Source organism: Sutterella seckii (assembly GCF_009183815.1).
Taxonomy (GTDB): Bacteria; Pseudomonadota; Gammaproteobacteria; order Burkholderiales; family Burkholderiaceae_F; genus Sutterella; species Sutterella seckii.
Genome location: NZ_WEHX01000049.1, coordinates 1 through 16,695 on the forward strand (window position 1 = coordinate 1; position 16,695 = coordinate 16,695).

Annotated in this window: 15 protein-coding genes; 14 read left to right on the top strand and 1 reads right to left on the bottom strand. The window is 51.1% G+C overall.

Annotated elements, in window-relative coordinates:
* Nucleotides 1-186 precede the first annotated feature (186 nt).
* The 5 genes from GBM95_RS07645 to virB11 are packed head-to-tail and all read left to right on the top strand — an operon-like array spanning nt 187 to nt 4,869.
* A complete protein-coding gene (locus GBM95_RS07645) occupies nt 187-1,293 on the top strand; it encodes a virB8 family protein (RefSeq protein WP_152158557.1) in 1,107 nt (368 codons plus the stop codon).
* 14 nt (nt 1,294-1,307) lie between these two features.
* Entirely contained in the window at nt 1,308-2,351 is a 1,044-nt protein-coding gene (locus GBM95_RS07650) for a TrbG/VirB9 family P-type conjugative transfer protein (RefSeq protein ID WP_152158558.1), read from the top strand.
* A 3-nt stretch (nt 2,352-2,354) separates the two neighbouring features.
* Nucleotides 2,355-3,530: a type IV secretion system protein VirB10 gene (gene virB10, locus GBM95_RS07655; RefSeq protein WP_152158559.1), complete on the top strand. Its 1,176-nt coding sequence runs from the start codon at nt 2,355-2,357 to the stop codon at nt 3,528-3,530.
* Nucleotides 3,527-3,658 (top strand): hypothetical protein, encoded by a 132-nt coding sequence (locus GBM95_RS13010; RefSeq protein WP_264298086.1) that lies wholly within the window; start codon nt 3,527-3,529, stop codon nt 3,656-3,658. Before virB10 ends, GBM95_RS13010 begins: the two co-directional genes overlap by 4 nt.
* A gap of 5 nt (nt 3,659-3,663) precedes the next feature.
* Nucleotides 3,664-4,869, top strand: coding sequence for a P-type DNA transfer ATPase VirB11 (gene virB11 / locus GBM95_RS07660; protein ID WP_226963223.1), 1,206 nt, complete (start codon nt 3,664-3,666; stop codon nt 4,867-4,869).
* 151 nt (nt 4,870-5,020) lie between these two features.
* On the opposite strand, the gene GBM95_RS07665 is transcribed toward virB11, so the two are convergent.
* Nucleotides 5,021-6,241: a porin gene (locus GBM95_RS07665; RefSeq protein WP_152158560.1), complete on the bottom strand. Its 1,221-nt coding sequence runs from the start codon at nt 6,239-6,241 to the stop codon at nt 5,021-5,023.
* Nucleotides 6,242-6,852: 611 nt separating this feature from the next.
* On the opposite strand from GBM95_RS07665, the gene GBM95_RS07670 reads away from it, so the two are divergent.
* From GBM95_RS07670 to GBM95_RS07705, 9 genes are read left to right on the top strand one after another with little or no spacing between them, the layout of a single operon-like run.
* Entirely contained in the window at nt 6,853-7,242 is a 390-nt protein-coding gene (locus GBM95_RS07670; protein WP_152158561.1) for a helix-turn-helix domain-containing protein, read from the top strand.
* 26 nt (nt 7,243-7,268) lie between these two features.
* Nucleotides 7,269-7,553 (top strand): hypothetical protein, encoded by a 285-nt coding sequence (locus GBM95_RS13015; RefSeq protein ID WP_264298087.1) that lies wholly within the window; start codon nt 7,269-7,271, stop codon nt 7,551-7,553.
* Complete coding sequence (locus GBM95_RS07675; protein WP_264298088.1) at nt 7,513-8,736, top strand: glucose-6-phosphate isomerase; 1,224 nt, start codon at nt 7,513-7,515, stop codon at nt 8,734-8,736. Before GBM95_RS13015 ends, GBM95_RS07675 begins: the two co-directional genes overlap by 41 nt.
* Nucleotides 8,721-9,971: a hypothetical protein gene (locus GBM95_RS07680; RefSeq protein WP_152158562.1), complete on the top strand. Its 1,251-nt coding sequence runs from the start codon at nt 8,721-8,723 to the stop codon at nt 9,969-9,971. Before GBM95_RS07675 ends, GBM95_RS07680 begins: the two co-directional genes overlap by 16 nt.
* 23 nt (nt 9,972-9,994) lie before the next feature.
* On the top strand, nt 9,995-10,873 hold the full coding sequence (locus GBM95_RS07685) for a sugar nucleotidyltransferase (protein ID WP_152158563.1): 879 nt from the start codon (nt 9,995-9,997) through the stop codon (nt 10,871-10,873).
* Nucleotides 10,874-10,875: 2 nt separating this feature from the next.
* Nucleotides 10,876-11,439: a dTDP-4-dehydrorhamnose 3,5-epimerase gene (rfbC, locus tag GBM95_RS07690; protein WP_152158564.1), complete on the top strand. Its 564-nt coding sequence runs from the start codon at nt 10,876-10,878 to the stop codon at nt 11,437-11,439.
* 4 nt (nt 11,440-11,443) lie between these two features.
* Entirely contained in the window at nt 11,444-12,280 is an 837-nt protein-coding gene (gene rfbD, locus GBM95_RS07695; RefSeq protein WP_152158565.1) for a dTDP-4-dehydrorhamnose reductase, read from the top strand.
* A gap of 5 nt (nt 12,281-12,285) precedes the next feature.
* The gene (gene rfbB / locus GBM95_RS07700; protein WP_152158566.1) at nt 12,286-13,287 is read left to right on the top strand and encodes a dTDP-glucose 4,6-dehydratase; all 1,002 of its coding nucleotides are present in this window, start codon (nt 12,286-12,288) and stop codon (nt 13,285-13,287) included.
* A 53-nt stretch (nt 13,288-13,340) separates the two neighbouring features.
* Nucleotides 13,341-16,409, top strand: coding sequence for a rhamnan synthesis F family protein (locus GBM95_RS07705; RefSeq protein WP_152158567.1), 3,069 nt, complete (start codon nt 13,341-13,343; stop codon nt 16,407-16,409).
* The last annotated feature ends 286 nt before the right edge of the window (nt 16,410-16,695 follow it).

Sequence of the window (16,695 nt, forward strand, 5' to 3'; positions counted from 1 at the left end):
CGCGCTACGACGTTGTCTTTGAACTCCTGCGAATATCGCATGTTTTGCCACTCCATGAAAGGTTGAAGGGGTGGCGAAAGTTAGTATGACATCTAATGAGTCCGCTCCGTCCGTTCAGTTCGACTCGGCGCGCCAGCCGAAAGAAGACTCGGAGCCTGAAAAACAAACCGCTGAAGGAACCAACTGATGTTGTTCGGAAAAAAGAAGAAGCTCAAGCATGCGCCGGATGCCGGTTCGGTACCGGACGCAAAAGAAAGATCTGCCGAGGGAGCGCCTCAGGCGTCCGTTCGGGAGCAGGAATCGTCGGCGAAGAAGAATGCTGAAAAGTCAGCCCGCGTGCGAGAGCCGGCATTTTCCTTTGAAGCATCCCGCATCGACATGATCGAAAAAAGCGAGCGCCGTGCCTGGGCGTGCGCCAAGGGGCTCGGCCTGGTCTCGATCTGCCTCGCCGGAAGCATCTGGGTCATGTCGCCTCTGAAGCAGGGGATTCCGTATGTCTTTCAGGTGGACAAGTACACCGGACAGTCGACGCTTCTGCGCGTTGCAAACCCCGAGAGCATTCCCAGAACGGAACTGATGGACAAGTACTGGGTGACCGAATACGTCCGTTCGAGGGAAACGTACGACTACAACACCGTCGATGCGGAATTCCGCCGCGTGCGGGAAATGACGATGGCCGATCAGTTCGGGCCGTACATGAAGCAGTTTCAGGGCGAGCAGTCGCTCGACCGGGTGCTCGGGCCGGCGAAGATGATCCGCATCGAGATTCTCTCCGTAGGAATCGAAGGCGACGGCATCGCCCGCGTTCGGTTCATCCGCCGCCGGATCAATACGTCCAACATGGCGCCCGAAAGCGAATCCTACTGGACCGCCACGATCGGCTTTCAATACCTGCCCAATTACACGACGGCGGGCGATCGACTGCTCGTGAACCCCTTCGGATTCAAGGTGACGAGCTACCGCCTTGATCAGGAATTCACACGCGGCGGCCTGCGCATCGAACCGGCAAGGCCTGTCGAAAGAGCGCTCACGCCCAAGGAGCAGTACGACCTGCCGCCGATCTCGAAATCCGCTGACAACGGGAACGAGGCGATCGAAGGCGCGGCGACCGTTCCTGCCGGCGTACAGGAGAGCGCCCCGGCAACTTCTGCCGACGGGGCGGGATCGGACGGAGCGACGGCAAAGGTTCCGGATGTCGGCGCAATGCCTCGTTCGACTGAACCGAGCGCAACGGGCGATTCACCGACGGCCGCCGAATCCCGAGCCGCGCAGCCTCCCGTTTCGGCGTATTGAAGGAGGACCGATCGATGACGAATATGCAGACGAAACAAGCACTCGACATGCATGCTTTGGTCGGGAATTCCGCAGCGCGGCGCGCTGCAGTCCTTGTCACGACTGCAAAGGCGGCCGCGTTCCTCGCGGCGGCCGGGCTGATCTTCGGCGCCGGATCCGTTCATGCGCTTCAAAAGCCCGATCTCTCAAAGAACGACGGGCGAATCAAATACGTCGACTACCGGCCGGACGACGTCGTTCCGATCAACGCCTGCGAAGGCGTCATCACGACGATTACGTTCGCAGACGACGAGCGCGTCGAAAACTACGGGTCCGGCTTTTCAACGGCATGGGAGTTTGCAACGCGCGGCAACCACTTCTATCTGAAGCCGAAGGAAACGCAGGGTACGACGAATCTCATCGTCATGACCGACAAGCGCGTCTATTCCTTCGACGTGAAGTATTCGAAGGTCCGCAAAGGCGTCACCTACCGAATGATCTTCCGCTATCCCGACGATGAGAAGGCGGCCGCAGAGGCGAAGGCCGCGGCAGAAAAAAAGAAAGCGCTGATGAATCGGGATCCGATCGATTCGGCAGTGCCGAGCCCGAAGGACGAACTCGCACGTCTGCGTGTCGAAACGGGTATGACGAACGCAGCCGTCTCGGCGTCAGCAACGACTCCCGACCCGCTTGTGAGGACGGCCCGAATCGGAGGCAAGCCCGGCTACAACTGGGCCTACACGATGAATTTCGGCAAGAACCCCGCTTCAAAGGACCTCGCGCCTGCAGCGGTTTACGACGACGGACGCTTCACGGTCATTCGCATGCCGGCGGGTGCCGAACTTCCCGCCGTCTATCAGGTGCGCGCCGAAGACGGCGAACAGCTTGTTAAGACTCATGTCGATCCGAGAACGAATGCCGTCATTGTCGAAAAAGTGTGCCGCGAACTGCGGCTTCGCAACGGACAGGCGGTGGTAGGGCTCTACAACGAAGACTACGGCCGCCTCATTTCGGGCACGCCGTCGAAGTCGACGATGCCGGGCCTGAAGCGCGGGTGGACGGACGGCGCCAAGGAGTAGCAGATGGCTCAAGAGCAGATGAAGGGGGCGCCGAGGGCGCCCGAAACGATGGGCGAACCGGCTTTTGCGCCGGAAGAAGCCGTCCCGGGGATTTTTGCGCGCTGGAAGATGCCGATCATGATCGGCGCCTTTTTGGCGGCCGGACTCGGCACCTGGTACGTCACGAAGCTTCTCGAAGCGCCGGAAGAAAAAACGCCGCAGGCGGTCACAAAGGCTGCGAGCCTGATTACCGCAACGGACGAATACGTCCGCCAGGCGCCGCCCGTGCCGACGCCTCCGCGGCGGCCGAGGGTTCGGGAGGAACCGAAGCCCGAGCCTGCGCCGGTCGAGAAGGCGCCGGAAACACGCACCGTCTACGTGAAAGAAGCTGCGCCGGTGCCGGAGCAGAAACAGGAAAAGCCTCGGCCGCAGGGGCCGACGCTTTCCGAGCGCCGGCTTGCCGCACCGATGATGGGATCGGTGGACACGCCGAAGAAAAGCGCCTCACGTCGAGAAGAAGCGGCCGGAGAAGAACCGGTCGGCAACTTCGACAAGCTTTTTCAATCGTCGAAACTTGCCGCGGGAAGCGCCTCGCGCGTGAAGAACCGATCGCTCGTACTGCCGAAAGGGACCTTCATCAACTGCATCATGGAAACGGCCGTCGACACCACCGTTCCCGGCATGACTTCCTGCCGCATTCCCGAGAATGTTTTTTCGATGGACGGCCGCACGCTTCTCGTTGAAGCGGGTTCGCGAGCCTTCGGCGAATACCGCGGCGCCGTCGCGCAGGGCGTCGACCGCATTTTCATGCTGTGGACCCAAATCGAGACGCCGCACGGCGTGATCGTCGATCTCGGCAGTCCCGCCACCGACTCCCTCGGACGCGCAGGCGTCACGGGCGAAGTCGATCACCACTGGTGGCGGCGCTTCGGCAACGCACTCCTCTTCTCGATCATCGACGACGCCTTTCAGTTCGCCATGGAAAAGGCGAGCGACAGCGAAAACTCGATCAACAACTACTCCTCTACCGACTCGGGGATGAGCAGCTTCCTCTCGCAGGTCATGCGCGAAACGGGGCAGATCCCGCCCACGATCCGAATGAATCAGGGCACGCGCGTCGGGATCTTCGTCGCGCGGAACATCGACATGTCGTCGGTCTATCGACTTGAGGCCGATGACGGTGTTGAGGAGCGGCCGTGAAGGTTCTCTGCGAAGACGAGAGATTGCGCAGGATCATGAGGTTCAACGGCTGCGTCTTCGTCGAAGACAACGGTGAGACGCTGAACCCTGAAACCGTGAGTACGATTCGCTGGCGCTATTGGGAGTGAGTCTTGTGATTGAAAGAGATACCGAGCACGAGCGCAGGAGTGTTCGAAGCGACGAATCGATCCGTTTCTATCTGAAGCCCTTCAATGAGTTCTTCAAGGAAGAAGGCCTCACGGAAATAGCCTTCAACAACCCGAATACAGGCACAGTCTTCGTCGAAAAGAACGGCCGCTGGGAGGAACGGCCGCTCAACCTTGAAACGCAGGCGGACCAGGCGGAAGACGGCGCGATGCTTTCCGTTATGAAAGCAATGCGCAAGTTCGGGTTGGACACTGCAGATGCCGGCGGAGAAGCGGATGTTGCGGTCCCCGGAGCTGCCAAGCGCCTGTATGACCACGTGAAGAATCTGGCTGTTGCCGTTGCTGCCTGGAACGACGACGACTTTTCCGATACGAAGCCCATTCTTTCGGCAACGCTGCCGACGGGCGAGCGCGTGCAGTTCGTTCGACCGCCCGCCTGTTTGAAAGGCACGATTTCCATGACGATCAGACGACCGTCATTTGAGGTGCGAACGATAGACTCATACGAGCGGTCGGGTTTCTTCGATCGAATCGCGCCCGTTTCGACAACGCGGCCGGGAGATGAGGAGCTGAAGGCGCTTTACGAGGGCATGCTCGACGAAATGCTGTCGCAAGCGGATCGAATCCGTGCGAGAAGGACCTTCCTCACGCGCGCCGTCGAACTCGGCCGAACGATTGTCATCGCGGGCGGCACGGGTTCCGGGAAGACCACCTTCATGAAGGCGCTCATGCAGCACATTCCGACCGAGAGCCGCATTATTACGATTGAGGACGTTCCGGAGCTGCTTTACGGACTTCCCAATCACCGAAATCAGGTGAACCTGCTCTATCCGTCCGAAGCTGACGAACGTTCGACGGTGAATGCGTCAAAACTCATGAAGTCCTGTCTGCGCATGAAGCCGGATCGCATTCTGCTCGCCGAACTGCGCTCGGGGGAAACGTACGATTGGCTCAATTCGGTGCTTTCCGGACACTCGGGTTCGATTACTTCCTGTCACGCCAACAACTGCACGGCGGTCTTCGACTATCTCGCGCTCAAAGTTCTTCAGAGTGAAACGGGTCGCAGCCTTCCGTACGAGCACATCAGGCGACTGCTCGCGGACGTCATTGACGTGATCTGCCACATTCAGAACGATCACGGGGAGCGACATATCACGGAGGTCTATTTCAGAGGTGCCGGAAGTTGTGCTTGAAATTAAACGTTTGATTTGAATTTTGAACAAAACTCCCGAGTTCCTCTGCACAGGAACTCGGGAGAAGTCGTCAGGGCAGAACTCTCGCTGCTACGAAAACTGCCGGAAAAGGCGACTTTTTAGCAGACTAGTTCACACATTAAATTGTGAATTAGAAGCGATGAATGAGACCGGCCATGACTTCCACGGACGACGGATCGACATCTTCAGTCTTGATGCCGGTGTCAAGGCTGTCCTTCGTGTAGGCGGCAGCCGTGTAGACAGTCGTGCGCTTGGAAAGGTTGTAGTCGTAGCCGACAGAAATGTTCCAGCGATCCAGTTCAGCCTTCTGACCGTCAGCGACAACCTTTTCGTTCGTTTCCGCGCTCAGATAGCCGACGGACGCCTTGGCCGTGCCGCCGAAGCAGGGGACACCGACGCCGAGAGCGATGCCGAAGCCGTCAGCACCGCCGTAGGCGGCGGCGCTGTAGCCGTCGCCAAGCGTATCGGTAGCGCCGTAAGCAGACTTCTGGCCGATCTTAACGGAGTTTTCGAAGTACTGGCCCATGGCATAGACGGTCATGAAGCCGAAGTTGTAATTGCCGCCGAGCGTTACAGCGAGCCCGTCGTCAAGCTTGTCGTTGTCGTAGTAGTAGGAGCCGTAATTGACGGCATCCACAACACCAACGAGGTACAGGTTTTCGGCCTTGTAGGTGGCACCGATCGCATAGTAGCGATTGACCTTCGCCGTACCTTCAACACCATGATCGCCCTTCACTTCGTCCTTCGTGTCGGTTGCGGCTTCATAGCCGGAACGAGCCGTCTTGCCGGTGGCCTTGGTGTCCGTATCAAACGAGTACTGAGCATGGACCTGGAAGCCGGCAAAAGACGGCGTCTTATAGGTGATCATGTTGTCATAGCGGTCCCAGGCAGTGCCCGTAACGAACTTCTGACCAACAGAATCCTGCCAGCCGGACGAGAACGGGGACGTGGCACCAAAGAGGGCATACGAACCGTTGGCGCTCACGAGCTGACCGACGCGACCGAAGGAAAGCGTACCAAAGGAACCCTGCAGATAAACCTGGGATTCACGGCCAAAGAGGCGGCCGCCGTTGCCGAGCGTGCCGTCGTCTGCGTTGAAGCCGTTTTCAAGGACGAAGCCCACCGTAAGGCCGTTGCCGAGGTCTTCCGCGCCCTTCAAGCCGAAACGGGAGCCGGAGTTCTGGCCGGACATCATGCGGAACGAATCGCCTGCATCGACATCCTTCTGGTCGGAATCGACGTGCTGGTAGTTGAAGCCGTAGTCAACCAAACCGTAGAGGGTAACGTCGGCAGCAACAGCAGTGCCGGCAAAGGCGCCGAGAACGGCGAGTGCAGCAAGTGTCTTCTTCATTTTGAATATTCTCCAATTTGAATGGAAGCCGAAAGCAGATAAATGTGCAAGCTTTCGGTCGGACCAATTTTTGCCTCATGCACGTTTTAGCGCAATTGTCAAGATGGGGGGGGGTAAGAATTCAGGATAATCATATAGATACTGTTGTTGCAAAAAAGCAACATTCGGCAATTTTTCTGTTGCTCGTACCAATTGGTAGAAAAAATTGGCTCGGAGAGCGCTGAAAACTCGATCGGATTGCCGTCTTGTCGATCGATGCGCGCGCTCAAGGGCCACAGCGGGTGTCTGCCGTAAAGGAGATGAGTATGTTTCGTAGAAACAACTCAAACACAAATCGTTGTTGAGAGCCTACGTAGGTGAAACCACGAACAACAGATTTCGGATCTTGTAGACAGGCGTTTTGCAGTCAAAAAGACGTCAAATTACCGTATACGGTATATAGCTAGGTGATTTTCCCCCCCCCCCCCCGCTAAGTGGATTTGTTACCCTTCGAGCAGGCTGCTCGCGCTCCTGGACTGTTATGCATTGTTCGGCCGCTCAGCGAGCGGTAGCCGGTCTTTCAATGCATCTGCGAGCGAAGCTCCGCGAGATTCCCTTTGTGCCACCCCAAAATGTCGATTGGAAAAATTAACAAAACCGAAATTTCGGTCCCGATCGCCCCGTTGGTTCGCGAGGTTCCGGCAACGCACGCGTCGGAACGACAGCGCAAGGCGGCGAAGATCCTTTTTGACAAGGGGGTCGGCTACAAGTTTGTGTCGAAAATTCTTGATTTATCGCCGAATACGGTCCGCGATTGGGGGCGTGAATACAGGCGCGGCGAGTTCTGCGTGGAGGTCAGCTCGAACCAGTACCGCTATTCGCAGGAAGTAAAGGACTGCGTTCGTTCCCTTCGGGCTCAAGGACTGAGCTGGAAACAAATCTCTGACAAGACAGGAATCAATCTTTCAACTTGCAGATCCTGGGTGCGTCGAGCGGACAACCCGGATGGCGAGGTCGATTGATTTTTAACAGAAGTACAGGATCTTTCATGGCTATCAAATCCAAAGACGACAGTCTTGACACGTTGACGGCGGAGGTAAATCCAAGAGATGCAGACCGTCAGCCTTATGTTGTCAAAGCATGCGGCATCTCGGTCGACTTTTCCCGGCAGCGTGTTTCAGCTGAAATTCTGTCTTCGCTCGCTCGTCTTGCTGACGAGCGGAATCTTCTTGCGTCGCACAGGAAAATGGCGGCCGGCGAGATCGTCAACACTTCGGAAGGGCGCGCTGCACATGTCGCTTCGTGTTTTTTCTCCGAAAGCGCCGCACTTTGAAGAAGTATCGGCGGAACGCTCCAGACTCTACGAATTCGCTCGACGGGTCCGTTGCGGAGAATGGAGGGGATGCCGCGGTCATCGCATCAAGAGCGTGATCAACATCGGGATCGGAGGATCCGCCGTCGGTCCGCAATGTGTATGGCACGCGTTGCGGCCTGCCGTTTCGGATATTGATATTCACTTTCTTTCGGCAGTCGACGGCGTTCTCCTCGAGCGAATCCTTTCGTCGTGTGAAGCAAAGTCAACGCTTGTAATTGTTTCTTCGAAGAGCTTTACGACTCGTGAAACCAATGTGAACGCCGATGCGGTCGATCAGTGGCTGCTGGAAAACGGCATCGTCGGCGCCGACCGGGCGAAGCACATTGTCGTCGTTTCTGCCAATCCCAAGGCTGCCGAAATATTCGGACTACCTGAAGAGAATCTTTTCAAATTCTGGAACTGGGTCGGCGGACGATTCTCGGTCTGGGGCGCTATCGGACTCCCGGTGTTGATCGGCCTCGGCGAAGAGATTTTCACTGAATTTCTCCGCGGTGCCGAGGAGATGGATCGCCATTCTCTTTCGGCGCCTGTTCTTGAGAACCTGCCTGCGCTGCTCGCACTACTTGAGTATCGAAATGCCGTCGAGCTTGATGTCGGGTCGCTTTGCGTCCTCCCTTACGATGAGCGACTCAACATGATCGTTCCCTGGCTGCAGCAGCTCGAAATGGAGTCGCTCGGGAAGAGCAGCGATATAGACGGCAAGCCGATCACTCACAGGACCGGACTGCCCGTTTGGGGTGGAAACGGCGATGAAGCGCAGCACAGTTTCGGCCAGTGGCTCCGAGAAGGAACGGGCTCGACAGCCATTGATGTTATCTGGCCGGAAATTCCGGGGCACAGATTCGCACCTCATTATCGTTGTCTTGTTTCCAACGCTAAGGCTCAGTGCGAGGCACTTGTGACTCGGCCATGTGCTTCCGACAAATTCAATGTTCTCACAGCGCTGACGCTCGATGCACTGGTACCGCGTCGAATTGGAGCCCTCATGGCACTTTACGAACACAAGACTACGATGCTTGCGACGTTATTCGACGTGAATGCTTTCGACCAACCCGGTGTGGAGTACGGAAAGAAGCTTTCTCGAGAAGTTGAGCGAGAAGTTGTCAGCGAACGGAGACATGAAGAATGTTCGGCGGTGTAACCGAGTGGATGCAGCTCTACCGTTGTCCGTTACGACCACTAGGCGGTCGTGAGGATGACTGCAGAGTCATTTGCCTCGACGAAAGTGATTCTCGTCTCGCACTGTGCAAGCGTTACTTCAGAAATATTGAGATTCGAAACGGCATGTCGTCTGTCTGCTGGTCGGATCTTCTGCTGAGGCGCGTCCGTTTTGTTTCATTTCCTTCAAAGCGGGATCTCAAAACACGGGAAGATCGCTTAAAACGTCTCGTTGCCAAATTCCTTCTGCTCGGCGTAGGAAAGATTCTTGCGATGCGCAATTTCCAGGAGGTTCTTTTTTTCATTCGCGGGAAGCGGATCCTTTTCGCTTCCACCGAACCGGTGAAAGATCTCTATCAGTATCACAACCGAGCGTTTGATTGCTACGTGCTCAAGGACGAAATCTCGCTTCTGAGACCGCTCCCGGCTTTTCTGATCTGTCGGTTAAGAAAAAGCATTGTTCTTGACGACGAGTGCGGTGTGACGGTGTTTACGAACACGCCAAACGAATGGATCATCCGAGCCTATCGTGTGTGCCATCCAAACAAGCGAATCATTCTGCGCTTCCACGATCGACTTGAAAGAATCAGTGCCCAATCCAAAACCAAGGATAGAGTCCTGACATTGGTGAATCGTCTGCGCCGAGACGGTGTCATTGACAGTGTTGAATCCTATTCAAGACGCGACGCCGAAGCGCTGGGAGCGAGCTACCGACCGAATGCTGTAGATCCTGATCGACTTGCCGACATTCAAAACGATTTTCGTCAGTGTCTCTGTTTTTTTCGCGGTGCGCCTGGTGAAGGAACGCGAATCGACCATCGGATTACAGCAATCGAAACACTTCGCAATTTGCTGCTAAGAGCTTATCCGGGTTCGGATCGTTGGCTCGAGACGGACATTGTGCCCGTAGGGGCAGATTGGCTTGCCTATCCGCTATACCTGCGCACAGCAGTCCAGAGCGAGATAGCAGTTGATCTCTATCGCGTAGATCCGGAGGAGGGATTCTCTTTCCGTCTGCCGGAAGCCCTTTGGCTGGGGAAAAAGGTCGTGACCGATCGAACGAATGTTCTGAAGGAGTCATTTTATGACGAAAGCAGATTCTTCATTTTGGGGCGAGACGATCCCAAACGTTTTCCTGAATTTCTCGCTACGAAATTTAAACCTCTAAGCAGCGAACAGTTGTTGCAGTTTGATGCAACCCATTGCTGGTCCGAATAACTCCCTTATTTTCCTGAACGACCATGAAAGGAATCATTCTTGCCGGTGGAAGCGGCAGCCGGCTCGCGCCGATGACGAAAGTCACTTCAAAGCAGCTGCTTCCTGTCTATGACAAGCCGATGGTGTATTACCCGCTTGCCACGTTGATGGATCTCGGTATCCGTGAAATTCTCGTCATATCGACGCCGCGTGATCTGCCGTCCATTGAATCGCTTTTTGGAGACGGATCGAGATACGGTCTCAAGCTCAGCTACAAAGTCCAGGAGAAGCCTAACGGTATCGCTGAATGCTTTGTCATTGCGGACGATTTCATCGACGAACCTGTCGCACTCATCCTTGGAGATAATATTTTCGTCTTCCGGGAAGAACTTGCTGCGTTAAGGAAGCTCGCGCAAGAAGTCGAGTCTGAAGCCTCGATTCTGCTCAAGCCGGTCGCCGATCCTGAACGATTCGGTGTTGCCGAATGCGACGAATCCGGGAAGGTTCTTCGTCTGGTCGAAAAACCCAAGATTCCCATATCAAACCTTGCTTCAGTAGGGCTCTATTTCTACCCGCAGAATGTCCGTGAAAAAGCGCGTTCACTCGAGCCTTCGCCGCGAGGAGAACTGGAGATCACCGATCTCAACAACCTTTACCTGATAGAAGGACGGCTCAATTCCATCCGCATGGCAGACGATTCGCTCTGGCTCGATGCAGGCACCCCCGATTCGCTCTTGAAGGCCGCGATTCTAGTTGAGCAGGAGTATCGGAAGAACCGTAATCCCCTCGGCAACATCGAGCTGCTTGCGTACATGCGCGGGTTGATCGACAAAACGCATTTTGAAAATCTTGTTACCGCGATGAAACCTGGTACACCCTACCGTGAACACCTGCGAGTGCTTGCTTCCGTTAAAGGACATTGATCATGAGATGCATTGATACCTCAATTCCTGAAGTCAAAATACTCGAACCGCGTCTCTTTAAAGATGCCCGAGGCTATTTTTGCGAAACATACAACCGCAAGACACTCCTTGAACTCGGCATCAACGCTGAGTTTGTTCAAGACAACGAATCCTTCTCGCAGCACGGTGTAGTGCGAGGCCTTCATTATCAGAAGGGCGAGCACGCGCAGGCGAAGCTCGTTCGTGTGTTGCAGGGTGAGGTGCTCGATGTTGCGGTCGACATCCGAGCCGGATCGCCTACCTTCGGCAAGTTCGTTGCTGTTCGTTTGTCCGGAGAGAACCATTTGCAGTTCTACATTCCGAAGGGTTTCGCGCACGGTTTTGCCGTTCTCTCCGAAACCGCTCTTTTCGCATACAAGTGCGATGCTCTCTACGCGCCGCAGGCGGAAGGAAGCATCAACGCCAACGATCCGTCCATTGGCATCGATTGGATTGTTGCGGCCGAAGACCGTCTATTTTCGGATAAGGATCTCAAGGCACAGTCCTTCGGCGACTACTTGAGTCATCCCGATTTCATCTACGGGTGATGCCATGCTGTTGATTACTGGTGCCGGCGGGCAGCTTGGCTGGGCAGCACGCGAGCGATGCAGAACACTTGGCATTGAATTTGCCTCTGCCGACCGATCTGAACTCGACATTACCGACAAGGCGAGTGCCGCGAAGTACGTCAAAGAACGAGGGATAGACTGCATTCTCAACTGCGCTGCTTACACTGCAGTGGATGCGGCAGAGGACAACATTGGCGATGCATATGCAGTGAACGCTTATGCACCGCACTGCCTCGCTTCTCTCGGCGTCCCGCTCATTCACGTTTCGACCGACTATGTTTTCGACGGCCGTGCGTCAACGCCCTATGAAACCGATTCCGCAACGAATCCGCTCTCCGTGTATGGGCTATCGAAGCGTGCAGGAGAGACTGCGTTGCTCGAATCGGGTGCATCCGGCCTCATTGTCAGGACGGCGTGGGTATATTCCGCTCGTCCCGCGGCGAAGAATTTCCTTAACACGATGAAGCGGCTCGCGTCTTCCCGTGATGAAGTTCGCGTGGTCAACGACCAGAAGGGAGCGCCAACGCTCGCCGATGACCTTGCAGACGCACTTCTCCGGCTCTACATGAAGGGAGCGCACCGGGAACGAATGCGGGTTCTCCACTTCACAAATGCGGGCGAATGCTCGTGGTTCGATTTTGCGTCCGCGATCATCGCGCGCATGAATCCTTCTTGTCGCGTAACACCTATCAAGACCGCAGATTACCCGACGAAGGCTGTTCGGCCTGCATACAGCGTTCTATCACTCAGATCGCTTGCCGATTACGGTATTGAGCCGCGTAATTGGCGCGACGCTCTTGAATCGACTTACCAGGATTGATCTTAATGTTTGAACACAACATTCTTGTGACCGGCGGAGCCGGCTTTATCGGAACGAACTTCATCGAGTACTACACGAAGGTGCATCCTGAGACGCGACTCGTTGACCTTGACGCGTTGACTTATGCTGCAAACCTAAAATCGTGGGAGATGCAGAAGATGATGCCGAATGTTGTTCCCGTCAAGGGCGACATTTGCAATCGCGAGCTTATTGATTGGCTTTTTGAGGCTTTCGATATCGACGGCGTGATTCATTTTGCTGCGGAAAGTCACGTTGACAATTCAATTAAGGATCCTCTCCGGTTCGTACGAACAAATGTCGACGGAACGGCAGTGCTGCTTGAAGCGGCGAAGACCTACTGGCAGGCAACGAATCGATTCGAGACGAGTCGCTTTCATCACATTTCGACCGATGAGGTTTACGGCTCACTCGGTGAAGAGGGCTATTTCACCGAGACAACACCCTATGCGCCAAACAGTCCGTATTCGTCAAGTAAAGCATCCAGCGATCTTCTCGTTCGCGCATACGTTCACACATACGGTATGAACGCAACAATCTCAAACTGTTCAAACAATTACGGTCCCTGGCAGAATGCAGAGAAGTTAATTCCGACAGTGATTCGCAAGTGCCTTGCGCACGAGCCGATCCCTGTATACGGTACAGGTTTGAATATCCGCGATTGGCTGTGGGTAGAAGATCACTGTCGTGCGGTCGATCTTATCTATCACAAGGGAAAAGCAGGCGAGACCTACAACGTAGGCGGCCATAACGAGAAAACAAATCTGGAAATTGTTGGAAAGATCTGCGAAGTTCTTGACAAGCTTGTTCCTTGGACAGATCACAAGTATGGTGAACTTACCTCATTTGTAGCGGATCGCTTAGGTCATGATTTTCGATACGCAATTGATCCAACGAAGATCATTTGCCAACTCGCCTGGAAACCAAGCACAACTTTTGATGAAGGGTTAAGAAAGACAGTTCAGTGGTACTTGAATTCTTTGCAATAAAGATTGCTCTGAAAAATTTTGTCGATATTCTCTTTTAATCATATAAGTTCTAAATGATAACTCCTCGAAAAACCGTCGCAAAGGTGCTTCTTTTTATTCCCTCTATTTTTTATTATAAAGAAGAGTGGTCTAAAAATATTTTACATAGGAACTATTACAATAAATTAGTACGAGAATTTCGCGTTCCATGCCCTGAACGACATGATATATTGCATAATATATTTTTTAATTATTTTTATGTATTTGGAACTGCAATATGGTTTCTTGGAATTTGCGGGGGTATTCGTCAGGTTCGTTTGCTTAAGAAATTAAGAAAATCAAAAAGCGAAATTTTAGCTGATACCAAAATTAAGGCGGAATTTCTAGAAAATCCGCATCCGGGCAGTAATTTAAATCTGAATCCTGAATTTTATGAACATCCATATCCTCGAAAGCCTACGTCATATCGCGAGATTTCTTTAGAAACAATCAAGCGGGCGATTGCTGATCCTGGCATAAAAGTTATTAGCTTTGATATCTTTGATACGCTTCTTGTTCGTGCTGTACTTGATCCTTCCGATGTTTTTAAGTTAGTTGCTAAAGAAATTGATAGAAAGTATGGTATAGATTTCTTTAAAGTTCGATCAAGTGCAGAAGGAAAAATAGGTAATCTGAATTGTACTTTGGATGATATTTATTCGTATATTCAAAAGGTAACTAATTTATCTCGGGAATCAATTGTTAACGTTAAATCGCTTGAAATTCGATATGAAGAGGCCCTTCTTTTTAAAAGGCCAATCGGCTTCGAATTATATAAAGAAGCCTTGAGGTGCGGCAAAAGTATTATTGCAGTTAGCGATATGTATCTTGGGGGTGACCGTCTTAATGCTATTCTTCAAGAAAAAGGTTATAAATCGATTGAAAAGATTTTTTGTAGTTGCGATTTTAAAGCCAGGAAAGACAATGGACGACTTTACGATATCGTCATGGAATGTCTTGCTCAAAAGGGTATTCGGAAAAATGAAATTCTTCACATCGGAGACAATTTAGTTTCTGACTGCGTTATTCCTCTTAAAAAGGAAATTTTGGCTTTCAATGTTCCATCGAATAAATCTCTTCTGATGAAGGAAGGAACATTGTGGAATCAAGTCTATTCTCTTATTACTAAAAAAAGTACGCCGACAGAACGCATTTTCATAGGCTATGCTTTGAACAAATATGATGGTTTTTTTTCAGAGCCTTCACCACATTTGTTCCCAAATTTAAAGGCTTTTACTCAGTTAGCTTTTGCTCCGGTAATTATAGCTTCTGCACTTAAGATCATCGAATCGAAACAAATTCAACAAAATTACTCAGAAATATTATTTGGCTCTCGTGACGGATTCCTTCTAAAGAAAATTTATGATGTTTTTCGCATAAAGTTGAAAAAAGGGGTAGGTAGTGCATATGTACAAGCTGGCCGTCGTGCATTTCTAGCGTCACTATGGAAAAATGATTTTGATAAATTTCTTTCTCTTGATGGTTTGAATCCATCTACTGAGCTAGTAAACTCGTTGACGCCTGTAGTTGCTATCGAAAAATTTTTTAGTGCAAATCCGAAATTACAGAGAGAATTGATTTCTCGCCTACGGGAAGTCACAAGAAATCCTAAATTTGGTACAAAAGAATATGCGTCCGAGCTTCGAAAGTACGAAAAAGAGATTCTTGAATTTTATTCCTTACAAGCAAAAGCATCAAAAAAATATTATCTAAACTATCTGGGTGGGGAGAAAAAAATTATTTTCGATATGGGCTATTCCGGATCTATCGGAAAAGGAATTTTCCGAAGCACAGGGAAAAAAATTGATAAAATCTATATGTGGGATACGGAAGCAAATAAAGAATGTGATGAGAAACTCGAAACTAAAACCAAAACGCTAATAGGTAGTCTGGAAGAGATCCCATTCACTGCATTCAATTTGATTTTCGAGGAACTATGCTCACCACCAGAAGGAGGTTGCATCGGATTTGATGCTGAAGGTAATCCTATCCTTGAAAAAATTAATATTTCATCATTGATGAAACAGGATTTGGCATGCATACAAGAAGAGACCGTTAGCTTCGCAGAAACTTTTTTGGAAGATGTTGCTATAGACTCAATCGAAAATTTGAAGAGAGACGACTGGGAAATAAACGGTCTTCTTTCTCCACTAGCTTATATTATCAAATCACCTTATTGCGAAATCAATCTGTTAAGAAATATCGCTTTCTATGACGTTATTTACAAGGATCAAGAGTGTCTTTCACAAAAGTTAGACTACTCTGAAAACTTTGCTTCCCAGATCATGGGGACTGGATTTATCAATCCTGATAACTTCATTTCTTGTGATGATTTTTCATTCGAGCTAAACACTTCTTCTTCGCCGAGGATTCTTGTTCATATTCATCTATTCTATGTTGAATTGAGTCAGGAGTTTATTCACTATCTTTCCAACATAAGAACAGATTTTGACATTTTGATTACTTCCTCTAGTCAAGAGGTAGGATCTATTTTTGAACGAATGTGTCGGATTTGTCTACCTTCACTCAAAAAATCTTATGTTGAAATCGTTCCTAACAGAGGACGAGACGTAGCGCCTTTTTATATTGAGGCTGCTAAATTTCAGCATAACTACGATCTAATGTTACATATTCATGGGAAAAAAACTGTTCATGCAGATCATGGTGATCGCTGGCGTCACTCCATGATTGATAATCTGCTAGGTAAGAAAAAAATCAATGAAATTTTTTATCTTTTCGAAAAGCATCCAAATATTGGACTTATACTGCCCCCACCATTTCACGAAGTTATCAAAATCTGGAATCGATCTAATCTAACCGTTATTGGTGAAAATAGAAAACATCTCGATGAAATCTATCGTAAGTTGTCTACGCTAGAACATCCAGAGTTATTTACGAGAGGCGATTTAGTTTTCAGCATCGGTAATATGTTTTGGACAAGAACGAAAGCTGTTGAACCACTTTTTAATCTCCAATTGCGATATGAGGACTTCCCAGAGGAACCGATTCCAATCGACGGAACATTAGCTCATTCGATAGAGCGAGCAATCTTTGTGTCAGCTAAAACTGCAAATCTTGAAATTAAATTCATTTCTGATAGGTAAGAAATGCCTTTCGTTGACAAGTTCGTGAATTCCCAGGAATCCGTTAACAGAGTCTGAAAGAAATTCATATCCCGGCTTAGTTTTGATTTAAGGCAACTAACTGAAATCTAAAGGTTAGTTGCCTTTATTTTTCTCTTGGAAAACTGTCTATGAATATTGTACAATTTCGTTATCTTCGATAACATTGATTTCCGGTGATTTATGGGTAGAGTTTTTAGAAATCAACAGGAAATCCCGATCCCTGACTTTGCATATGTGAATGCCTCCGACGGTCGTGTTTTCACCA